General features: G+C 48.1%; 14 protein-coding genes. All 14 read left to right on the top strand.

Translation table 11 applies throughout. The annotated features are described in order from the left end of the window. Positions 1-40: 40 nt before the first annotated feature. The 14 genes from hisD (at position 41) to ACDJ59_RS25200 (ending at position 16,309) form a co-directional block, all read left to right on the top strand. Entirely contained in the window at positions 41-1,345 is a 1,305-nt protein-coding gene (gene hisD, locus ACDJ59_RS25265) for a histidinol dehydrogenase (protein ID WP_413406610.1), read from the top strand. Next, on the top strand, positions 1,338-1,967 hold the full coding sequence (hisB, locus tag ACDJ59_RS25260) for an imidazoleglycerol-phosphate dehydratase HisB (RefSeq protein ID WP_036674766.1): 630 nt from the start codon (positions 1,338-1,340) through the stop codon (positions 1,965-1,967). The genes hisD and hisB overlap by 8 nt, the downstream gene beginning before the upstream one ends. 3 nt (positions 1,968-1,970) lie before the next feature. Then, positions 1,971-2,597 carry an imidazole glycerol phosphate synthase subunit HisH gene (gene hisH / locus ACDJ59_RS25255; protein ID WP_047841449.1) on the top strand — a complete coding sequence of 209 codons (627 nt, stop codon included), beginning with the start codon at positions 1,971-1,973 and terminating at the stop codon, positions 2,595-2,597. 62 nt (positions 2,598-2,659) lie between these two features. Continuing rightward, the gene (gene hisA / locus ACDJ59_RS25250) at positions 2,660-3,394 is read left to right on the top strand and encodes a 1-(5-phosphoribosyl)-5-[(5-phosphoribosylamino)methylideneamino]imidazole-4-carboxamide isomerase (RefSeq protein ID WP_047841450.1); all 735 of its coding nucleotides are present in this window, start codon (positions 2,660-2,662) and stop codon (positions 3,392-3,394) included. Between the two features lie 30 nt (positions 3,395-3,424). After that, positions 3,425-4,186 carry an imidazole glycerol phosphate synthase subunit HisF gene (gene hisF / locus ACDJ59_RS25245; protein ID WP_413406609.1) on the top strand — a complete coding sequence of 254 codons (762 nt, stop codon included), beginning with the start codon at positions 3,425-3,427 and terminating at the stop codon, positions 4,184-4,186. Next, on the top strand, positions 4,179-4,913 hold the full coding sequence (gene hisIE, locus ACDJ59_RS25240) for a bifunctional phosphoribosyl-AMP cyclohydrolase/phosphoribosyl-ATP diphosphatase HisIE (RefSeq protein WP_370739117.1): 735 nt from the start codon (positions 4,179-4,181) through the stop codon (positions 4,911-4,913). Before hisF ends, hisIE begins: the two co-directional genes overlap by 8 nt. 13 nt (positions 4,914-4,926) lie before the next feature. Continuing rightward, positions 4,927-5,751: a histidinol-phosphatase HisJ gene (gene hisJ / locus ACDJ59_RS25235; RefSeq protein ID WP_047841451.1), complete on the top strand. Its 825-nt coding sequence runs from the start codon at positions 4,927-4,929 to the stop codon at positions 5,749-5,751. A gap of 80 nt (positions 5,752-5,831) precedes the next feature. Then, positions 5,832-6,779 carry a ribose-phosphate diphosphokinase gene (locus ACDJ59_RS25230; RefSeq protein WP_405158265.1) on the top strand — a complete coding sequence of 316 codons (948 nt, stop codon included), beginning with the start codon at positions 5,832-5,834 and terminating at the stop codon, positions 6,777-6,779. 254 nt (positions 6,780-7,033) lie between these two features. Then, the gene (locus ACDJ59_RS25225; RefSeq protein WP_413406608.1) at positions 7,034-9,295 is read left to right on the top strand and encodes a helix-turn-helix domain-containing protein; all 2,262 of its coding nucleotides are present in this window, start codon (positions 7,034-7,036) and stop codon (positions 9,293-9,295) included. Positions 9,296-9,743: 448 nt separating this feature from the next. Then, the gene (locus tag ACDJ59_RS25220; protein ID WP_047841539.1) at positions 9,744-11,345 is read left to right on the top strand and encodes an extracellular solute-binding protein; all 1,602 of its coding nucleotides are present in this window, start codon (positions 9,744-9,746) and stop codon (positions 11,343-11,345) included. Positions 11,346-11,459: 114 nt separating this feature from the next. Next, positions 11,460-12,359: an ABC transporter permease gene (locus ACDJ59_RS25215; protein ID WP_036616191.1), complete on the top strand. Its 900-nt coding sequence runs from the start codon at positions 11,460-11,462 to the stop codon at positions 12,357-12,359. A gap of 70 nt (positions 12,360-12,429) precedes the next feature. Next, positions 12,430-13,302, top strand: coding sequence for a carbohydrate ABC transporter permease (locus tag ACDJ59_RS25210; RefSeq protein WP_036616194.1), 873 nt, complete (start codon positions 12,430-12,432; stop codon positions 13,300-13,302). A 49-nt stretch (positions 13,303-13,351) separates the two neighbouring features. Continuing rightward, positions 13,352-14,302, top strand: coding sequence for a sugar phosphate isomerase/epimerase family protein (locus ACDJ59_RS25205; protein ID WP_413406607.1), 951 nt, complete (start codon positions 13,352-13,354; stop codon positions 14,300-14,302). A gap of 255 nt (positions 14,303-14,557) precedes the next feature. Beyond that, on the top strand, positions 14,558-16,309 hold the full coding sequence (locus ACDJ59_RS25200; RefSeq protein WP_413406606.1) for a hypothetical protein: 1,752 nt from the start codon (positions 14,558-14,560) through the stop codon (positions 16,307-16,309). The last annotated feature ends 37 nt before the right edge of the window (positions 16,310-16,346 follow it).

The raw sequence follows: 16,346 nt of genomic DNA, 5'->3' as shown, positions 1-16,346 counted from the left end.
ACAGGCATTACGTATTACAGAGGATGAGGAGGTTGTACGTATGAAAATTGTACCTGCACGGGAGTTTGATCTGAAGCGGGAAGTGGAGTATGGCACGCCGGAGCAAAATGAAACGGTACGGCGTATTGTCAGCGACCTTCGCCGTGAGGGTGATGCGGCACTGCTGCGTTACACGGAGCAGCTGGACCGCACGAAGCTGACGGCCGCGGAATTGCGCGTGCCGCAGGAAGAGCTGCAGGCGGCTTATTCAGCCGTGGAGCCATCCTTTGTGACGGCGATTCGGCAAGCCGCCGCCAACATTCGTGCGTTTCATGAGAAACAGAAACGCAACTCGTGGATGGATTGGCAGCCGGACGGCAGCCTGCTGGGCCAGGTCATCCGACCGCTGAAGCGGGTCGGCGTCTATGTACCTGGCGGCAAAGCAGCGTATCCATCGTCTGTGCTGATGAATGTGATTCCGGCACAGGTGGCAGGCGTGCCGGAGATTGTTCTTGTGACGCCGCCGTCAACGAACGGTGGCGAAGGTATTAACCCGTACATTCTCGTTGCTGCTGCGGAAGCAGGCGTGAGCGAGATGTACCGGGTTGGCGGCGCTCAAGCTATCGCCGCCCTCGCTTACGGCACGGAGAGTATTGCACCGGTTGACAAGATCTGTGGACCGGGCAATATTTACGTGGCGCTCGCGAAGCGCGAGGTGTACGGTGCGGTCGATATCGACAGTATCGCCGGGCCGAGTGAGATTGTGGTGCTCGCCGATGATACGGCGAATCCAGTGTATGTCGCCGCCGACCTTTTGTCGCAGGCGGAACATGACGAGATGGCATCGGCCATTCTCGTCACGAATTCGGCCACGCTGGCGGAAGCCGTGCAGGGCGAAGTGCAGCGGCAGCTTGAAGTGCTGCCGCGGCGTGATATCGCTGCTGCTTCCGTGGAGCAGTATGGCGCTATTATTGTGGTTGATTCCATCGATGAGGGAATTGACGTGGTGAACCGGCTCGCACCGGAGCATCTGGAGATCATGGTGCAGGAGCCGATGGCTTACGCTGGCCGGATCGAAAATGCCGGCGCGATCTTCCTCGGCCCGTACAGCTCGGAGCCGGTAGGGGATTACTTTGCAGGACCCAATCACATTATACCGACCAATGGCACTGCGCGGTTCAGTTCGCCAGTGGACGTGGATGATTTTATCAAGAAATCGAGTCTGATCTATTATAGTAAAGAAGCGCTGCTGAAGAACGGAGCGGCTATTATAGAGTTGGCCCGCCATGAGGGTCTTGAAGGGCATGCCCGTGCAATTGCTGTACGGTTAGAACAGGAAGGAAAGGCGGAATCGGACAATGGATAAGCAAAATAATGGTGTGGAACTTGAAAACAAAGGTGCAGTGCGCCAAGCAGAGGTTGACCGCAAAACAAACGAGACCAATATCCAATTGGCCTTTAATGTAGATGGAACAGGACAATCCACGATTGAAACGGATGTACCTTTCCTGAATCATATGCTGGATCTGTTCACAAAGCACGGACAATTCGACCTGAACGTGCAGGCCCGCGGAGATATTGATATCGACGATCATCACACGGTTGAAGACATCGGAATCTGTCTCGGACAGACGTTGCGAGAAGCGTTGGGTGACAAACGTGGAATTAAGCGTTACGCCAGTGTTTTTGTACCAATGGACGAGGCACTCGCTCAGGTCATTATTGATGTGAGTAACCGACCTCACTTTGAATACCGTGCAGAATACCCTTCCCAACAAGTAGGCAGTTTCTCCACGGAGCTGGTACATGAATTCCTGTGGAAATTAGCGCTGGAAGCTCGGATTACGTTACATGTCATTGTGCACTATGGTCAGAACACCCACCACATGATTGAAGCGATCTTTAAGGCGCTGGGACGTGCACTGGATGAAGCAACGATGATTGATCCACGTGTAACGGGTGTGCCTTCCACGAAGGGAGTGCTGTAGACGATGGCGATTGCAATTGTCGATTACGGTATGGGTAACCTGCACAGCGTCGGCAAAGCGGTCGAACGTCTTGGCTACGAAGCGCTGGTCACGGGTGACCGGGAAGAGATTCTTGGCGCAGATGGTGTCATTTTGCCAGGCGTAGGTGCTTTTGGTGATGCGATGGTTCATCTGCGTGAGAGTGGACTGGATAAGGTGGTGAAGGAAGCCGCTGTCGGGTCTAAACCACTGCTCGGTATCTGTTTGGGCATGCAATTGTTATTCAGCTCAAGTGAAGAGCATGGTGAGCATGAGGGACTGGATATTTTGCCAGGTAAAGTGGTGCGATTCGCACCAGGAGAGCTGAAAGTTCCTCATATGGGATGGAACCGTTTGGAATTCCTGCACGCGGAAAATCCTCTATTTACGGGGCTTGAAGCAGGTCACGTCTATTTTGTCCATTCCTATCATGCGCTTACTGAAAACAGGGACGATCTGCTGGCGGTAACGGATTACGGACATCCGGTGACAGCCATTGTAGGCAGAGGATCCAACTTCGGCATGCAATTCCACCCGGAGAAAAGTGGAGAGCTCGGTATGAAGTTGCTCGGCAACTTTTTGGCTCTGACAGGAGCACCTGTACAAAGGTAAAACATCATCTCTTCTTAACTATAGAAAGCGTACAAATCTAATTCATATTCAGGAGGCCTTGTATGTCATCTTTTATCCTATATCCGGCGATTGATATCCGGGACGGCAAATGTGTAAGACTGGTGCAGGGAGATTATAATCAGGAGACCGTGTATAACGATGACCCGGTTCAAGTGGCTCTATCCTGGGAGAAGCAAGGCGGTACATACGTTCATCTGGTCGATCTGGATGGTGCGAAAGCGGGTCATCCTGTTAACGATGAGCTGATCGGGCGGATTGCCTCGGCTGTGAACGTACCTGTTCAGGTAGGTGGCGGACTTCGTACGGTAGCTGATGTAGAACGTTTGCTGGGTCTGGGTGTTAGCCGGCTGATCATTGGAACAGCAGCGATTGAGGATCGTGCATTTACAGAGGAAGTACTGGGACGTTATGGCGACAAAGTGGCAATTGGCATCGACGCTCGTAACGGTTACGTGGCAACTCGCGGTTGGCTTGAAACATCGGAAGTGCAAGCAGAGGTGCTCGCGAAGGAACTGGCGGCATATGGAGCAGAAACATTTATCTTTACGGATATTTCCCGTGATGGCATGATGCAGGGTCCTAATGTGGAAGCGATTGTGTCTCTAGCTAAGGCAAGCGGACGGACGGTTATTGCTTCAGGCGGTGTGAGTGTAATGGATGATCTGCTTCGTCTGAGTCGCCACGCGGATGATGGTGTTGGTGGAGCAATTGTGGGTAAAGCACTGTATACGGGAAGCATCGATCTGTCTGAAGCAGTACGTGCGGTCAATAAGTAAGGGATATTCGGATAGAGAGGAAGAGGTAGCATGCTGGCAAAAAGAATCATCCCCTGTCTGGACGTGAAAGACGGCCGGGTCGTCAAAGGCGTCAACTTCGTTAATCTCCGCGATGCGGGTGATCCGGTAGAGCTGGCGGCACTATATGACCGCGAGGGCGCGGACGAATTGGTCTTTCTCGATATCTCCGCTTCGGTAGAAGGTCGCGAAACGATGGAAGAAGTCGTGCGGCAGACGGCGGGCGAGATCGCTATTCCCTTTACGGTAGGTGGTGGCATCTCCAAGGTAGAGGACATGAAGCGGATTCTCCGTGCAGGAGCGGATAAAATTGCAGTGAATACAGCCGCGGTACTTAATCCGCAGTTGATTGCAGATGGTGCACGTCGCTTTGGCTCGCAGTGTATCGTGGTAGCGATCGATGCCAAGTATAACGAAGCTTGGGGCGAGTGGGAAGTCTATACCCATGGTGGACGGAAACCCTCCGGGATCAAGGCGCTGGAATGGGTTAAACAGGCTGAGAGCTTGGGCGCGGGGGAGATTCTGCTCACAAGTATGGACGCGGACGGAACAAAAGACGGCTTTGATCTGAAGCTGACGGCAGCGGTATCCGAATCTGTGCGTATTCCAGTCATCGCATCGGGCGGTGCGGGCAAGGAATCTCATTTCTATGATGTATTTACCACAGGCAAAGCGGACGCAGGGCTGGCCGCAACGATTTTCCATTACAAAGAAATCGCCATACCGGCGTTAAAACAACATTTGAGAGAACAAGGGGTGGAGATCCGTGACTAAAGTGAGCGATGAAATCAAGGAACAGTTATCCTTGGAACAGGTTGTGGAACACATTCGTTGGAGTGAAGGTTTGGTTCCTGCCATTGTGCAGGATGTAGATACCCGTGAAGTTTTAATGATGGCTTATATGAATCGCGAATCTCTGAAGTTGTCGCTGGAATCCGGTGAGACCTGGTTCTGGTCACGCTCGCGTCAGGAGTTGTGGCATAAAGGAGCAACATCTGGCAACGTGCAGACGATTACTTCCCTAAAATATGATTGTGACGGCGATACCTTGTTGGTTGAGGTGAAACCGAACGGTCCGGCTTGCCATACAGGGGCGGTAACTTGTTTCCATAATGAAATCATTGGTTTGCCAGAGAAATCGGCAGACAAGGCTTCGGATGAAGCGGGTGCGGCATCTGCTTCTGCAAGTTCCGGTTCCGAAAGTCGCTTTGAGGTATTGGCTGAACTGGAATCCGTTATTGCAGAGCGTGAACGTGAGCGTCCTGAGGGTGCATATACAACGTATCTGTTTGATAAAGGTGTAGACAAAATACTGAAAAAAATCGGTGAAGAAGCGTCCGAGACGATCATCGCCGCCAAAAATAAAGATAATGACGAGCTTCGTCTGGAAGTCAGTGACCTGATGTATCACCTGCTCGTCCTGTTACAAGAGCGCAAGCTACCGCTGGACGACATTATGTCAGAGCTGAGCCGCCGTCATGAACGGCCTCGCCGCGATTAAGGAGGCGAGTTTCGTGCGTATAGACTATCATACACACCATGAGCGGTGTGGACATGCCGTGGGCAAACTGGAAGAGTACGTGCAGCGTGGTGTGGAGATCGGACTATCCCAGATTGGATTGTCCGATCACATGCCCTTGTTGCATGTCGATCCGGCTCAATATTATCCGGAAATGGCGATGCCTATGGATGAACTGCCGCGTTACGTAGAGGAGTGTTTCTCCCTGAAAGAACGTTACCGTGGGCAGATTGACGTACGTGTTGGTCTGGAAGGTGACTATATCGAAGGCTGGGAAACAGAGATCCGTGCAATCATTGAGCGTTATCCATGGGATTATGTGATTGGCTCTGTGCATTTTCTTGGGGAATGGGACATTACGGATTTCCGCCAGACCCATCACTGGGAGGGCAAAGACATCCTTGAAGTATATCGTCAGTACTACGATGCCGTAAGCAAGGCAGCCGCCACGGGCATGTACGATATTATGGGCCATACGGATGTCATTAAACGGTTTGGCTATGTTCCTTCAACGGAGCAGACAGAAGAACGTATCTCACTGGAGAACGCAGCGCTGCAGGCTATTGCCAAAAGTGGTTGCGCCATGGAGCTGAATGCTTCCGGGATATCGAAGCCTTGTGCCGAGATGTTCCCTAGTCGCAGAATGCTGACAGAAGCCATTCGCTTGGGTATTCCATTAACCATGGGCTCTGATGCACATGACCCACTGAAGCTGGGCGATTATTTGCCTGAAGCTGAAGCACTTTTACATGAGTTGGGCTGTACGGAAGTCGCTGTTTTTGAAGGCCGTCATCGCTCGTTCATTCCTTTAAATGTATAAGCCATTGGAGTATAATGAGGGTAGGAAATAACCTTTTAGCTAAGGGATTATATAGGGACTTCAACCCTCGGGAGGGCATTATGCAGCATTCGTTACGTATTTTTTCCGGTTCATCGAACCCTAAGCTGGCAGAACAGGTATGTGACAAGCTGGGTGTACAACTGGGCAAGATCAAGCTGTCCAGGTTCAAGAGCGGAGAAATATACGTTCATTATGAAGAAACGATCCGTAATTGTGATGTGTTTCTGGTACAGTCGTTGTCTCATCCGATCAATGAGCTGTTTGTCGAGTTGCTTGTGATGATTGATGCTGCAAAGAGGGCTTCAGCGCGCACTGTGAACATCATTGTTCCGTATTACGGCTATGCTCGTCAAGAGCGCAAATCCGCACCACGGGAACCGATCTCGGCCAAGATGGTAGCAGATGTATTAACTACGGCTGGCGCCAATCGAGTGGTAACGATCGACCTGCACGCAGCGGCCATTCAGGGATTCTTCAACATTCCGGTTGACCATATGACATCACTGGATCTGATTAGTGATTATCTGTTAAGCAAAGGAATCAAGAACCCTGTTGTCGTCTCCCCGGATGCGGGACGAGCATCGATGGCAGAGAAGCTGGCGAACCGTCTGGATTCTCCATTTGCCATTATGATCAAGAAACGTCCAAGCCATAATGAATCGGTGATTACCCATGTCATTGGTGATGTAGAAGGACGGACACCTATTATTATTGAGGATCTGATCGATACTGGAACAACCATTCTGAATGTTGTGGAAGGGTTGAAGGAACGTGGCTCCAAAAATGTATATGTATGTGCAACACACGGATTGTTCTCGGATGGGGCAGTAAGTAAATTGAATCACCCGTCCATTGAAGAGGTGGTCGTTACGGACTCGATCGCACTGCCAGATGACCACCCTGAATGCTTCAAAGTGTTACCTGTTGCGCCAATGCTGGCCCGCGCCGTACGCATTATTGTGGATGGTGGCTCCATGGCCACATTGTTTAAGGATTCTGGTATTTAGAGCATCGAAGATATAACGGTGTGCTGCCAGATGAACTGTTCCGTGTCTGAGTTGTTGTCTGCTCAGCACGGTTTTTTTGTTTTGGCTCTTTGAATTCAATTCTTGCTTTGCTGCTCAGAGGCTTGTGCTATAATAACATAAAATCAGTTATGATAGCGTTATCATATAGTATTCAGCCCCTAAGGTGAGATGGATGCTGAACAGTAGAACCACGGCTGAGAACATTGGCATCGTGGAGTGAGGAGTGGGGTCTATTGTCTCGTAATTGGTACTATCGGTTATTGTTCTCGTACTTCCCAATTTTTTTTCTTACGGTGACCATACTCATTTTCATCGCGTTTGTTTTCATCAATGACATCTCTAAAGAGGAAACTAAAAAAGCAGACCGGATTTCCTCCAGTTATATGATAGACACGGTGGATCGCACAATCAGGGATATTGAACTATCCATCCTGGAAACGGTACAGAGTCAGCAGGCATACAAACTCTATTTTAATAACACAAACCTGACCAGCTCGGACACGGTGTATGCAATTGCGCAGAATTTACGTGAGTTATCCAATTCGTCCTCATGGATTCAGTCCATCTATCTATATGACAAGCGAAATAAACATGTTCTGACCGTAAGTGGTTCCAGAGAAGTGGAAGGTTTCTCGGATAAGGCATGGATTGATCAGATGGGTAACGGGTCTATCGGTTCAGGCTGGCAGCCGGTCCGGGAATTCGATGCGGACTCTGTTCAACGTACCCCTATTCGCGTATTAACCGTGAACAAGGACATGCCTTTGCCTTTTGGCTCTCAGGGCACATTGGTCATTAATATCAAGATGAGCAGCATTGAACAGAGTGTAGATAGTATGGTTAATGGTCAGCTCTCATTCCTTACGATTACGGATCGGGACGGTAAGGTTGTGTATAATGCACATTCGGACCAAGAGGGCTCGATAGACGGTCAGGAACTGAATAGGCTAGCGCTAGAAAGACTGGGCTGGACAATATCCAGTGGAATTAAGGCCGGCAACTTATTTGGCTGGGTATCGGTCATATCTTATGTGTGGGTAATCATTGCTATTGTGACTGTCATCTGTGCGATTGTATATATCGTGTATATTACTCGCCGTAACTATAAACCCATTCAGATCATCATGAACCGCATTGAGTCTCATCAGATTCGGGCGTTCGAACACTCAGGTGCTCGCACGGATGAGATGAAGATGATTGACGGTGTGCTTGAGAATCTGATTAATCATATGATGGATTATGACAAGAAAAGCAGGGAAAATGTACTCATGCAGCGCAGCAAGTTGTTCAATGCCCTGTTGCATGGTGAACACATGGAAAATGCAGCAGAGCAATTAAAAGAGCTCTCTCCACTGAATGATGTGCATGACTCGTCGCGTTTTGTTGTTGTTGTTGGAGAGATTAACCGTTATGAGAAGGGATTTCAGGAGAGGTACACGAGAGGTGAACAAAATACGCTGAAATTTGCCTTGATGAACGTTTTGCAAGAGCTGTCACGTAATACGGGAGTCCAATGCTGGACGGAATGGATTAGTGTGGATCGAATTGCAATCCTTTTTGTGTTCAAAGAACAGAATGATAACAACTTGGATATGTCTGGGCAGATTCGTGTTGTAGCTGAGGAATGCAAATCTTGGGTAGAACAAAATCTACGCATTTCCTTAAGCTTTGGCATTGGACCTATCGCTCAGGGAATCGGTACAATACGAGATTCCTATGCGGCCGCAGAAGCAGTAATGCAACGTAAACTGTTGATGAATGGAGATGTCGGTCAAGCCGACTGCGGTGAAACACAGCATCCTTTGCTGGATACCTATACCTATCTGCAGATGATTGCGGACTTTGTTAAGCGGTTCCGGATGTCGAGTGGACAGTGGCGGGAACAGTTGGAGGAGATCTTTACAGCGTTTGAACAGAACAAACTGCCGGATGATGAGATTCGTTCTCTGATTCAGGCCATGTTACAGATGCTCAGTCGAGAGGTGGCCATGATGTCGGAGGGACTCCAGGAAGAGCTGTCCGAAGAAAACATCAACAGATGGTTGAGTGCTGTAGAAGAGGCGGAGACGCTTACGGATGTGAAAAGTCTTTTGTTTGATGGTCTGACAGACTTGTTCAGAACGTACGTAGCGGTAACGGAAACCAAGAGTTACAAAGCCATGGTTAATGAAATGAAAAATTATATCGAAGAACAGTTTGCGAATCCTGATCTTTCATTGAAACATCTGAGCGATCGATTCCAGATTACGGGCAAACATGCGAGTTATTTGTTCAAGACAGAATTCAACATGAAGTTTGTTGATTTTGTTACAGAGCTTCGCATGAAGGAGACGGAGCAGCTTCTGCTCAATACCGATTACTCTTTGCAGGATATTGCTCTAAAGGTTGGATATGCAAATGGAATTACGTTGGGACGTGTATTTAAGCGGGTAACGGGCATTACACCAGGAGATTATCGTCGTTTGAAACGTGAACATCGAGAACCCGAAGAGTAAAGCAAAAGTGATCATATTCTGAGATCTGTACATCAGGACAACACAGGGTGAATTTCATGCAGTCACTTTCCACTTAGGAGAGAGAGGCTTGCAGAGGTTCGCCCTGTTTTCGTTGAACAATACTCTTATACTGAGATCGGATGCAACTGTTTTCGCAGGATAACAAGCTAGTATTCCTGTTTTTTCCCGTTTACGAATATAGGCAGTGTGTGAAAATGGTTTATCCGACTTGGGACAGGCAGTTCTGATCCTTGAGGCGAAGAGTGCCGTCAAAGCCTAGAGCAGCGCAGCTTTGGGAAAAAAATCAGTCTGCGAAAATAGGCTTAACATATAAACCATAATCCTTTTGTAAGCGCTTCCGAAAGAGGTTTATTGCAGGATGACGGAAAAATGTGAAATACTCTGGGCAAGCTTTAAACATTCACGCAAAGCCAAAGGGGATGACAAAATGAGAAGCAAAGCAACCAAAGGGAGTCTAAAGAAATGGATGGGTTTGGCGCTTACGATGGTAATGGGCGTTTCTTTACTTGCGGGATGCTCATCAGCATCAAAAGAATCAGCTGAAGGCGGAACATCAGGCAATGGCGAGCGCGTTACTTTAAAGGTGGAGATTTTTGACCGTGGTAACAGTCCTTCACCATACACAATTACGAACAACTATCTATCTAAAATGATTCAGGAGAAGTTCGGTGATCCCAACAATATTGATGTACAGTTTGTACCCGTTCAGCGTTCTGAGGAAGTTACCAAGCTGAACGTCCTGATGGCTAGCAATACGGATGTCCCTGATATTGTCTTTGTTTATGACTCAAGCGTGTTTTATCGGTATGCCCAGCAGGGTGGATTGACTGATGTTGGAGAGTTGATTGATCAGCACGGTCCGAACCTGAAGAAGTTCCTGGGTGAAGATACTTTGAAGTTTGGGCAAGTGGAAGGACAACAGTTTGCTGTTCCGGGTAAACGTGCTATCACAGGCCGATACAGTTCTTACATTCGTCAGGATTGGCTCGATAAGCTGGGATTACCAGCGCCGAAGACCACGGATGAATTATATACAACTTTGAAAGCGTTCAAGGATAAAGATCCTGGTGGACTCGGAAGCAAAAATATCCCAATGGGTATGGCTCTTGCACCAGCTCAATTCGAAACGCTCATCTACTCATTCATCAAGCCAGTTAGTGGCGATCTGACTTATGGTCAAAGGTATGAATTGCCGCTGCATGAAGGATTCAAAGAATCGATGCAGTTCCTGAACAAACTGTACAACGAAGGTCTGATCAGCAAAGACTTCAGTTTGGATGAAGACAAAACGCAGTTAGGGAAAGACATTCAAAACGGTAACGTAGGTTACTGGTCTGAAGATGTGGATGCCATGTTCTACGGAGATGGCACACTGGATAACTTGCATAAAAATGTGAGTGGCAGTGAAGTGTTGCCGGTTGATGTATACACCAATCCAAATGCAGACAACAAACACATCAAGTCACGCTACGGAACAAATGGTATGTACATTATGATTCCGAAGAGCAGCAAACGTTCTGTCGAAGCGATCAAATATCTCGACTGGATGGCATCTGACAACAATCTGATTGATATCTACAGTGGTGTGGAAGGCGAGAACTATGATCTGGTAGACGGCATTCCGGTAGTGAAAGAGGATGCATCCCAGGAAGCGCAGGATCGTCTGTTTAACGCAGGGGATACAGCCATTATCTCGAACGGTAAAAACATTGGTGATCAAGCGACGAATGAAAAGGCATGGATTATGGGCTTCCCGCAAAATAATCAGGAGATGCTGAAACAATCCATTGATATTGCTAACACCGATACGGTAGGACCAATCATTTTCGACAAACCGATTGAGGCAGAGATGAAGTACAGCACAGCTCTCAAAGACAAATTAAATGTCATTATCGTAAAAACAGCGATGGCTAAGCCAGCAGAATTCGATGCGGTATATGAAAAAGAAATGGCTGATTTCATGTCTCTGGGTGGTACTGAACTGAAAAAAGAACTTGAAGAAGCAGTTCAGGCACTTCCTGCAAATTAAGTAGCTCCACATTTCAATCCAAGACAGATACCCATACTACGGCTTAACTAGAAAGGAACGTGTGCCGCCGGACTGGCGGCACAGCCGTTTCCTTGTTGATAGGAGGAAACCGACTTGACCACCACATACTTGAAGAGGTATTGGCAATTATACGCTCTGATTTCACTGCCCATTATCTACTTTTTAATCTTTCGTTATGGACCGATGTACGGTGTACAGATCGCCTTTAAGGACTTTAACCTGTTTCAGGGAATCAGCGGCAGTGAGTGGATCGGTTTTGATGCTTTTCGCGAAGTATTTGGAATGCGGGACTTCTACACGACATTGCGCAACACCTTTATGCTGAATTTTCTTGATCTGGTCGTTTCATTTCCAGCTCCTATTATTCTGGCGATCATGCTTTATGAAGTTCGATTCAAATGGTTCAAAAAAATCTCACAAACGATATTGTACATTCCTCACTTTATCTCATGGGTAATCATCGGGGGAATTGTGTACCAATTGTTCGGTAATCAATCCGGTATGGTTAACGGTGTACTGGAAAGCATGGGCTTAAATTCAATACCATTTTTGACAGAAAAAAATCCATGGCTTGTGACGTATCTCTTCACAGGTGTCTGGCAAAGTGCAGGATGGGGAACCATTCTATATCTGGCCGCATTAACCGGCGTCAACAAGGAATTGTTTGAAGCAGCTGAGATCGATGGAGCATCGCGGCTGAAGAGAATCTGGCATATTACATTGCCAAGTATTAAACCAACCATCGTGACCTTGCTTATTCTCAATCTTGGACATATGGTCAGCATCGGTTTTGATCGGCCTTATATCATTGGTAATACGGCCGTGCGTGAATATTCCGATGTACTCAGTACCTTTGTATACAGAGTTGGTCTTGAATCAGGACAATACACGCTGGCAACTGTCGTCGGACTGTTCCAAGCAGTGGTGGGACTCATATTCGTGCTAGGATCTAACTATATTTCGAAGAAAGCAACCGGTGAAGGTATTTTGTAGGTTGTGGATGAACGGAAGAGACGCCAATCGGCTTGTTTGTATAGACCATCAGTAAAGGAGCTGTGCGCATATGAGTGAACGCACCTCAAACCGGATTTTTGATATCGTTAATATCTCCTTTATCACCTTGTTTGTTATATTCTGCCTGGCTCCATTTCTGCACACGATCGCGATCTCATTCAGTTCTAACCGTGCGATTACGTCAGGAGAAGTGACCATATTCCCGAAAGAATTCAATTGGGATGCGTATATTCAGGTGTTCTCTGATCAGTCGATGATCTATTCACTGGGTTACACGACAGTTCTGACCATTGCTACTACTGTGCTGTGCATGGTGTTCACACTGGCAGCTGCTTACCCGTTAACCAAGAAAAAATTAAAAGGGCGCAAGCTCTTCATGTATGTCATCATCATTACGATGTTCTTCAGTGGCGGGATCATTCCTGAGTATTTGCTCATTCGTGACCTGAACTTACTTAATTCCGTGTGGGCACTGATTCTGCCAGGACTGGTCAGTCCGTTTAACCTGATTATCCTGATTTCTTTCTTCAGAGGTATTCCTGAAAGTCTGGAAGAATCCGCTGAGATTGACGGCAGTTCCCATGTACACACGCTATTCAAAATTATATTGCCGCTATCCATGCCTGTACTGGCTACATTAGCTCTTTTCTATGCGGTTGGACGCTGGAATGGGTTCCAGGATTCCCTGATGTATATTAATGATCCGAAGCTGTACCCGCTTCAACTGAAGTTATTCCAAATGGTACAGAACAATATGGTCAGCGAGCTTACCCAGATGGAGGGTGCTAACCGTACGCCATTGACTCCCGAGAGTCTCAAGGCCGCAACTGTTATTTTTGCAACCGTTCCGATTCTACTCGTTTATCCGTGGCTGCAAAAGTATTTTGTCAGTGGTGCGATGCTTGGCGCGGTAAAAGGTTGAGTTAAGGCTGATGTAAAAAGTTTAGCCAGAGGGAGGAGAAGGAAAACAGATGCAGCACATAGATAAGGGTATATATTCGTTCTCCACATGCTGGAATATCCGAAAACATGATGTCGGGGAAGATATGATTCGGGAGATTGCGGATCTCGGCTTTCGTCGGGTGGAGCTCAATTATAATGTGACGAAGGAAATGCTCACGACGATTGAGCCCATGATTGAGCGTGGAGAGATCGGAATTTCTAGTGTCCACAACACTTTTCCGCATGACCCTGATCCAGACTACGGTACGGATTCCATCTTGCTCGGCTTCGAAGATGAAGTGAAACGCAAGCGGGCGATCGAACTGCTGGTAGAGTCGGCTGAATATGCCCAACGTTATGGGGGAGAGGCTGTTGTTGTACACCCGGGAGAGGTACCTTTTCCTGAGGATATCAGCAAGGACCTTGGAAAGATCTATAACGAGGAAGGCCCGGATTCACCGAAGTATCGCAGCAAATGGGCTGAATTGATGGAGCGGCGGGAAGCCCTCAGTTCAGGGTATGTGGAGAAAATTATTGCCAGTCTGGATGAGGTATGCAATCGGGCGGCAGCTAAAGGTCTGGATGTTCGTTTTGGCATCGAGACAAGATCGCGACCACAACAGATTCCTACCCTTGCCGAAGCCAAGACTATCATCACGGCCCTCAAAGGGGCTCCGGTTGGTATCTGGTACGATACCGGTCATGCCATCATGATGGACCGAATGGGCCTTTATGACAGTGTGGGAGAAATGCAAGGCCTGATGGATGATATTGTAGGGGTCCATATCCATGAGACACTTGGTCTCTCGGATCACTGGTGCCCGTATGTACACAGTAAGGATATGAACTTCTATGATGTCTATCTGCCGATGATTCGCCGGGCACAGGTGAAGGTGTATGAGTTGAAGTCTGCCTGTAAGGCAGAAGAGATCCATGAGAGTCATGACTTGCTTATGAAGAAGCTTGGAGTGACAGAGTAGGCGCGGTGATGTGGGAAACAGTTTGCATGTTCACAGCGTGTGTTCAACGACTGTTTCCTCAGTGACGGAGACACATGGGTATTTAGTAAAACAAGCACAGATTTTCTAGCGACTTTTGTAGAAATATGATATATTCTGACGAGAAAAATGAACTCACCTACGGGCGGTATGAGTAGGCTTCCGGTCTGAATTGAAGGCACTGAAGCAACATACTCCGCACATCGGGAGAATGCATTGGTATGGAGGGGACTGCACATGTACAAACAACTGGTGGACAGTAATGACAGAGCGGTAGAAAGAGGCATATCCCGGCAGATGCTTGACCCGGAAAGCCGTTACTATGGAGGGACAATTGATCCCTTCACAGGTGTTGCCTGGGTCAACCATACGACTGGAACGCCCACGGATATGTGTTACTGGGGAGCTGCGCTCTCCAATCCGGACTCTATCTATTACCGGGATGAATCGTTGTTAAATCGACTGCTGTTAGCTACGGAATTTGTACTCCGCTTCCAGCATGAAGACGGTTCAATATCGCCTGGCTGGACCAATTACCATTCCCCTCCGGATACTGCATTTGTCGTTGTAGGGTATTCACAGTTGTATCAGCTTCTTCTGCAGCAAGAATGGGAGCCGCTTCAACCCGTATTAAACAATATGAGGCTATTCTTGGAACGTACAATCCCAACCATGCTTACGGGAGGTTGTCATACGCCTAATCATCGCTGGGTGCTATGCGCGGCGCTTGGTTTCCTGCATGAAATATTTGATTTGGAGGAAGCTGTGCAGCGCGCAGAGCAGTGGATGGATGAAGGCATGGATATCACACCCGATGGGGAGTGGACAGAACGGAGCAACGGGATATACAGCGCAGTTAGCGACATCATGTTAATCCATGCTGCGCGCCTGCTCAATCGTCCTGAACTGCTGGAACCAGTGAGGCTTAATCTCCACATGATGGTGTATCTGGTCCATCCAACGGGGGAAATTGTTACGGATTATTCAGGGCGACAGGATCTGGGCAGTGTTCATGATCTGTCACCTTATTATCTGCCTTATGCCATTTTGGCTCGGCTGGACGGTGATCCACTCTTTGCAGGTATGGCAGCCTGGGCTGGAGATACATTGACCGATCCGGGAGTATGTTCGGTGAATACGCTCATTCGATTAATGCTTGAGCCGGAGCTTCAGCAGACGAATGGCACACGTGATGCATTACCGGAACAGTATGAGGTCATGCTGAATGAACATTTTGTACGGGGAGAATATCTGGAGCAGATGGACTCAGTAGGGCATCACGGACGGATCTCTCACAGTCGGATGCATACGGATTTTGGTGCTCCGGTAGCCCGAATTCGGGATGGTGCTACAAGTGTGACTGTGATGACAGAAGTTCCTTCTTTCTTCGCTCTTCGTCATGGCAAGGTGCGCCTGCTGGCTGTGCAACTGGCCTCTTACTTTAATCCAGGGTATGTACCTATGCAGCAAATGACGAGGCTGTCCGAAGGGTATCGACTAACTGGTGAGCAGAAAAAAGGTTACTACGGCCCAATCCCTGCAAAAATGCTGCCAGAATCGGCTGCATCAGCCATCAGTCCATGGTACTTGTTACCTCATCAGAGTCGTCAGCTTACTCATGAGCAGACCTTCCGTGTAGGAGCAGAATTACAGCCAACGAAAAACGGATGGAACATGCATCTATCTGGACAGGAACCGGAGGACATTATGATGCAGTTGTCCTTTGTATTCGGAAGCGAAGGTGAGCTGATCTGTGAGGACGCGATTGAAACGAGTGAGGGTCACTACTTGTGGAAAGGCGGTACATTACGCTATACCTGCGGAGAAGACTGGCTGGAGATCACCGGGGGCGAGCTGGGGCATCTGGCGGCAACGGTACGTGAGGCAAAACTGCTGGACAAGTGTAAGGTTGTGCTGGTCAATTTCATGACGCCGTTTGATAAAACCATTCAAATTTCACTTTCTCCTTCGATGGCGTCGAAGATCTAGATTTATTAGATATTTAAGCCATAACAGTTAGAAGACC

Source organism: Paenibacillus amylolyticus (assembly GCF_047302515.1).
GTDB classification, from domain to species: domain Bacteria; phylum Bacillota; class Bacilli; order Paenibacillales; family Paenibacillaceae; genus Paenibacillus; species Paenibacillus amylolyticus_G.
Note: the sequence above shows the minus strand (reverse complement) of the source record. Positions and strands in the feature narration are given on the sequence as shown.

Excerpts from the sequence above, each read along its gene's own strand:
- hisD (WP_413406610.1), top strand. The coding sequence starts at position 41 with ATGAAAATTGTACCTGCACGGGAGTTTGATCTGAAGCGGGAAGTGGAG.
- hisB (WP_036674766.1), top strand. The coding sequence starts at position 1,338 with ATGGATAAGCAAAATAATGGTGTGGAACTTGAAAACAAAGGTGCAGTG.
- hisH (WP_047841449.1), top strand. The coding sequence starts at position 1,971 with ATGGCGATTGCAATTGTCGATTACGGTATGGGTAACCTGCACAGCGTC.
- hisA (WP_047841450.1), top strand. The coding sequence starts at position 2,660 with ATGTCATCTTTTATCCTATATCCGGCGATTGATATCCGGGACGGCAAA.
- hisF (WP_413406609.1), top strand. The coding sequence starts at position 3,425 with ATGCTGGCAAAAAGAATCATCCCCTGTCTGGACGTGAAAGACGGCCGG.
- ACDJ59_RS25230 (WP_405158265.1), top strand. The coding sequence starts at position 5,832 with ATGCAGCATTCGTTACGTATTTTTTCCGGTTCATCGAACCCTAAGCTG.
- ACDJ59_RS25220 (WP_047841539.1), top strand. The coding sequence starts at position 9,744 with ATGAGAAGCAAAGCAACCAAAGGGAGTCTAAAGAAATGGATGGGTTTG.
- ACDJ59_RS25210 (WP_036616194.1), top strand. The coding sequence starts at position 12,430 with ATGAGTGAACGCACCTCAAACCGGATTTTTGATATCGTTAATATCTCC.
- ACDJ59_RS25205 (WP_413406607.1), top strand. The coding sequence starts at position 13,352 with ATGCAGCACATAGATAAGGGTATATATTCGTTCTCCACATGCTGGAAT.
- ACDJ59_RS25200 (WP_413406606.1), top strand. The coding sequence starts at position 14,558 with ATGTACAAACAACTGGTGGACAGTAATGACAGAGCGGTAGAAAGAGGC.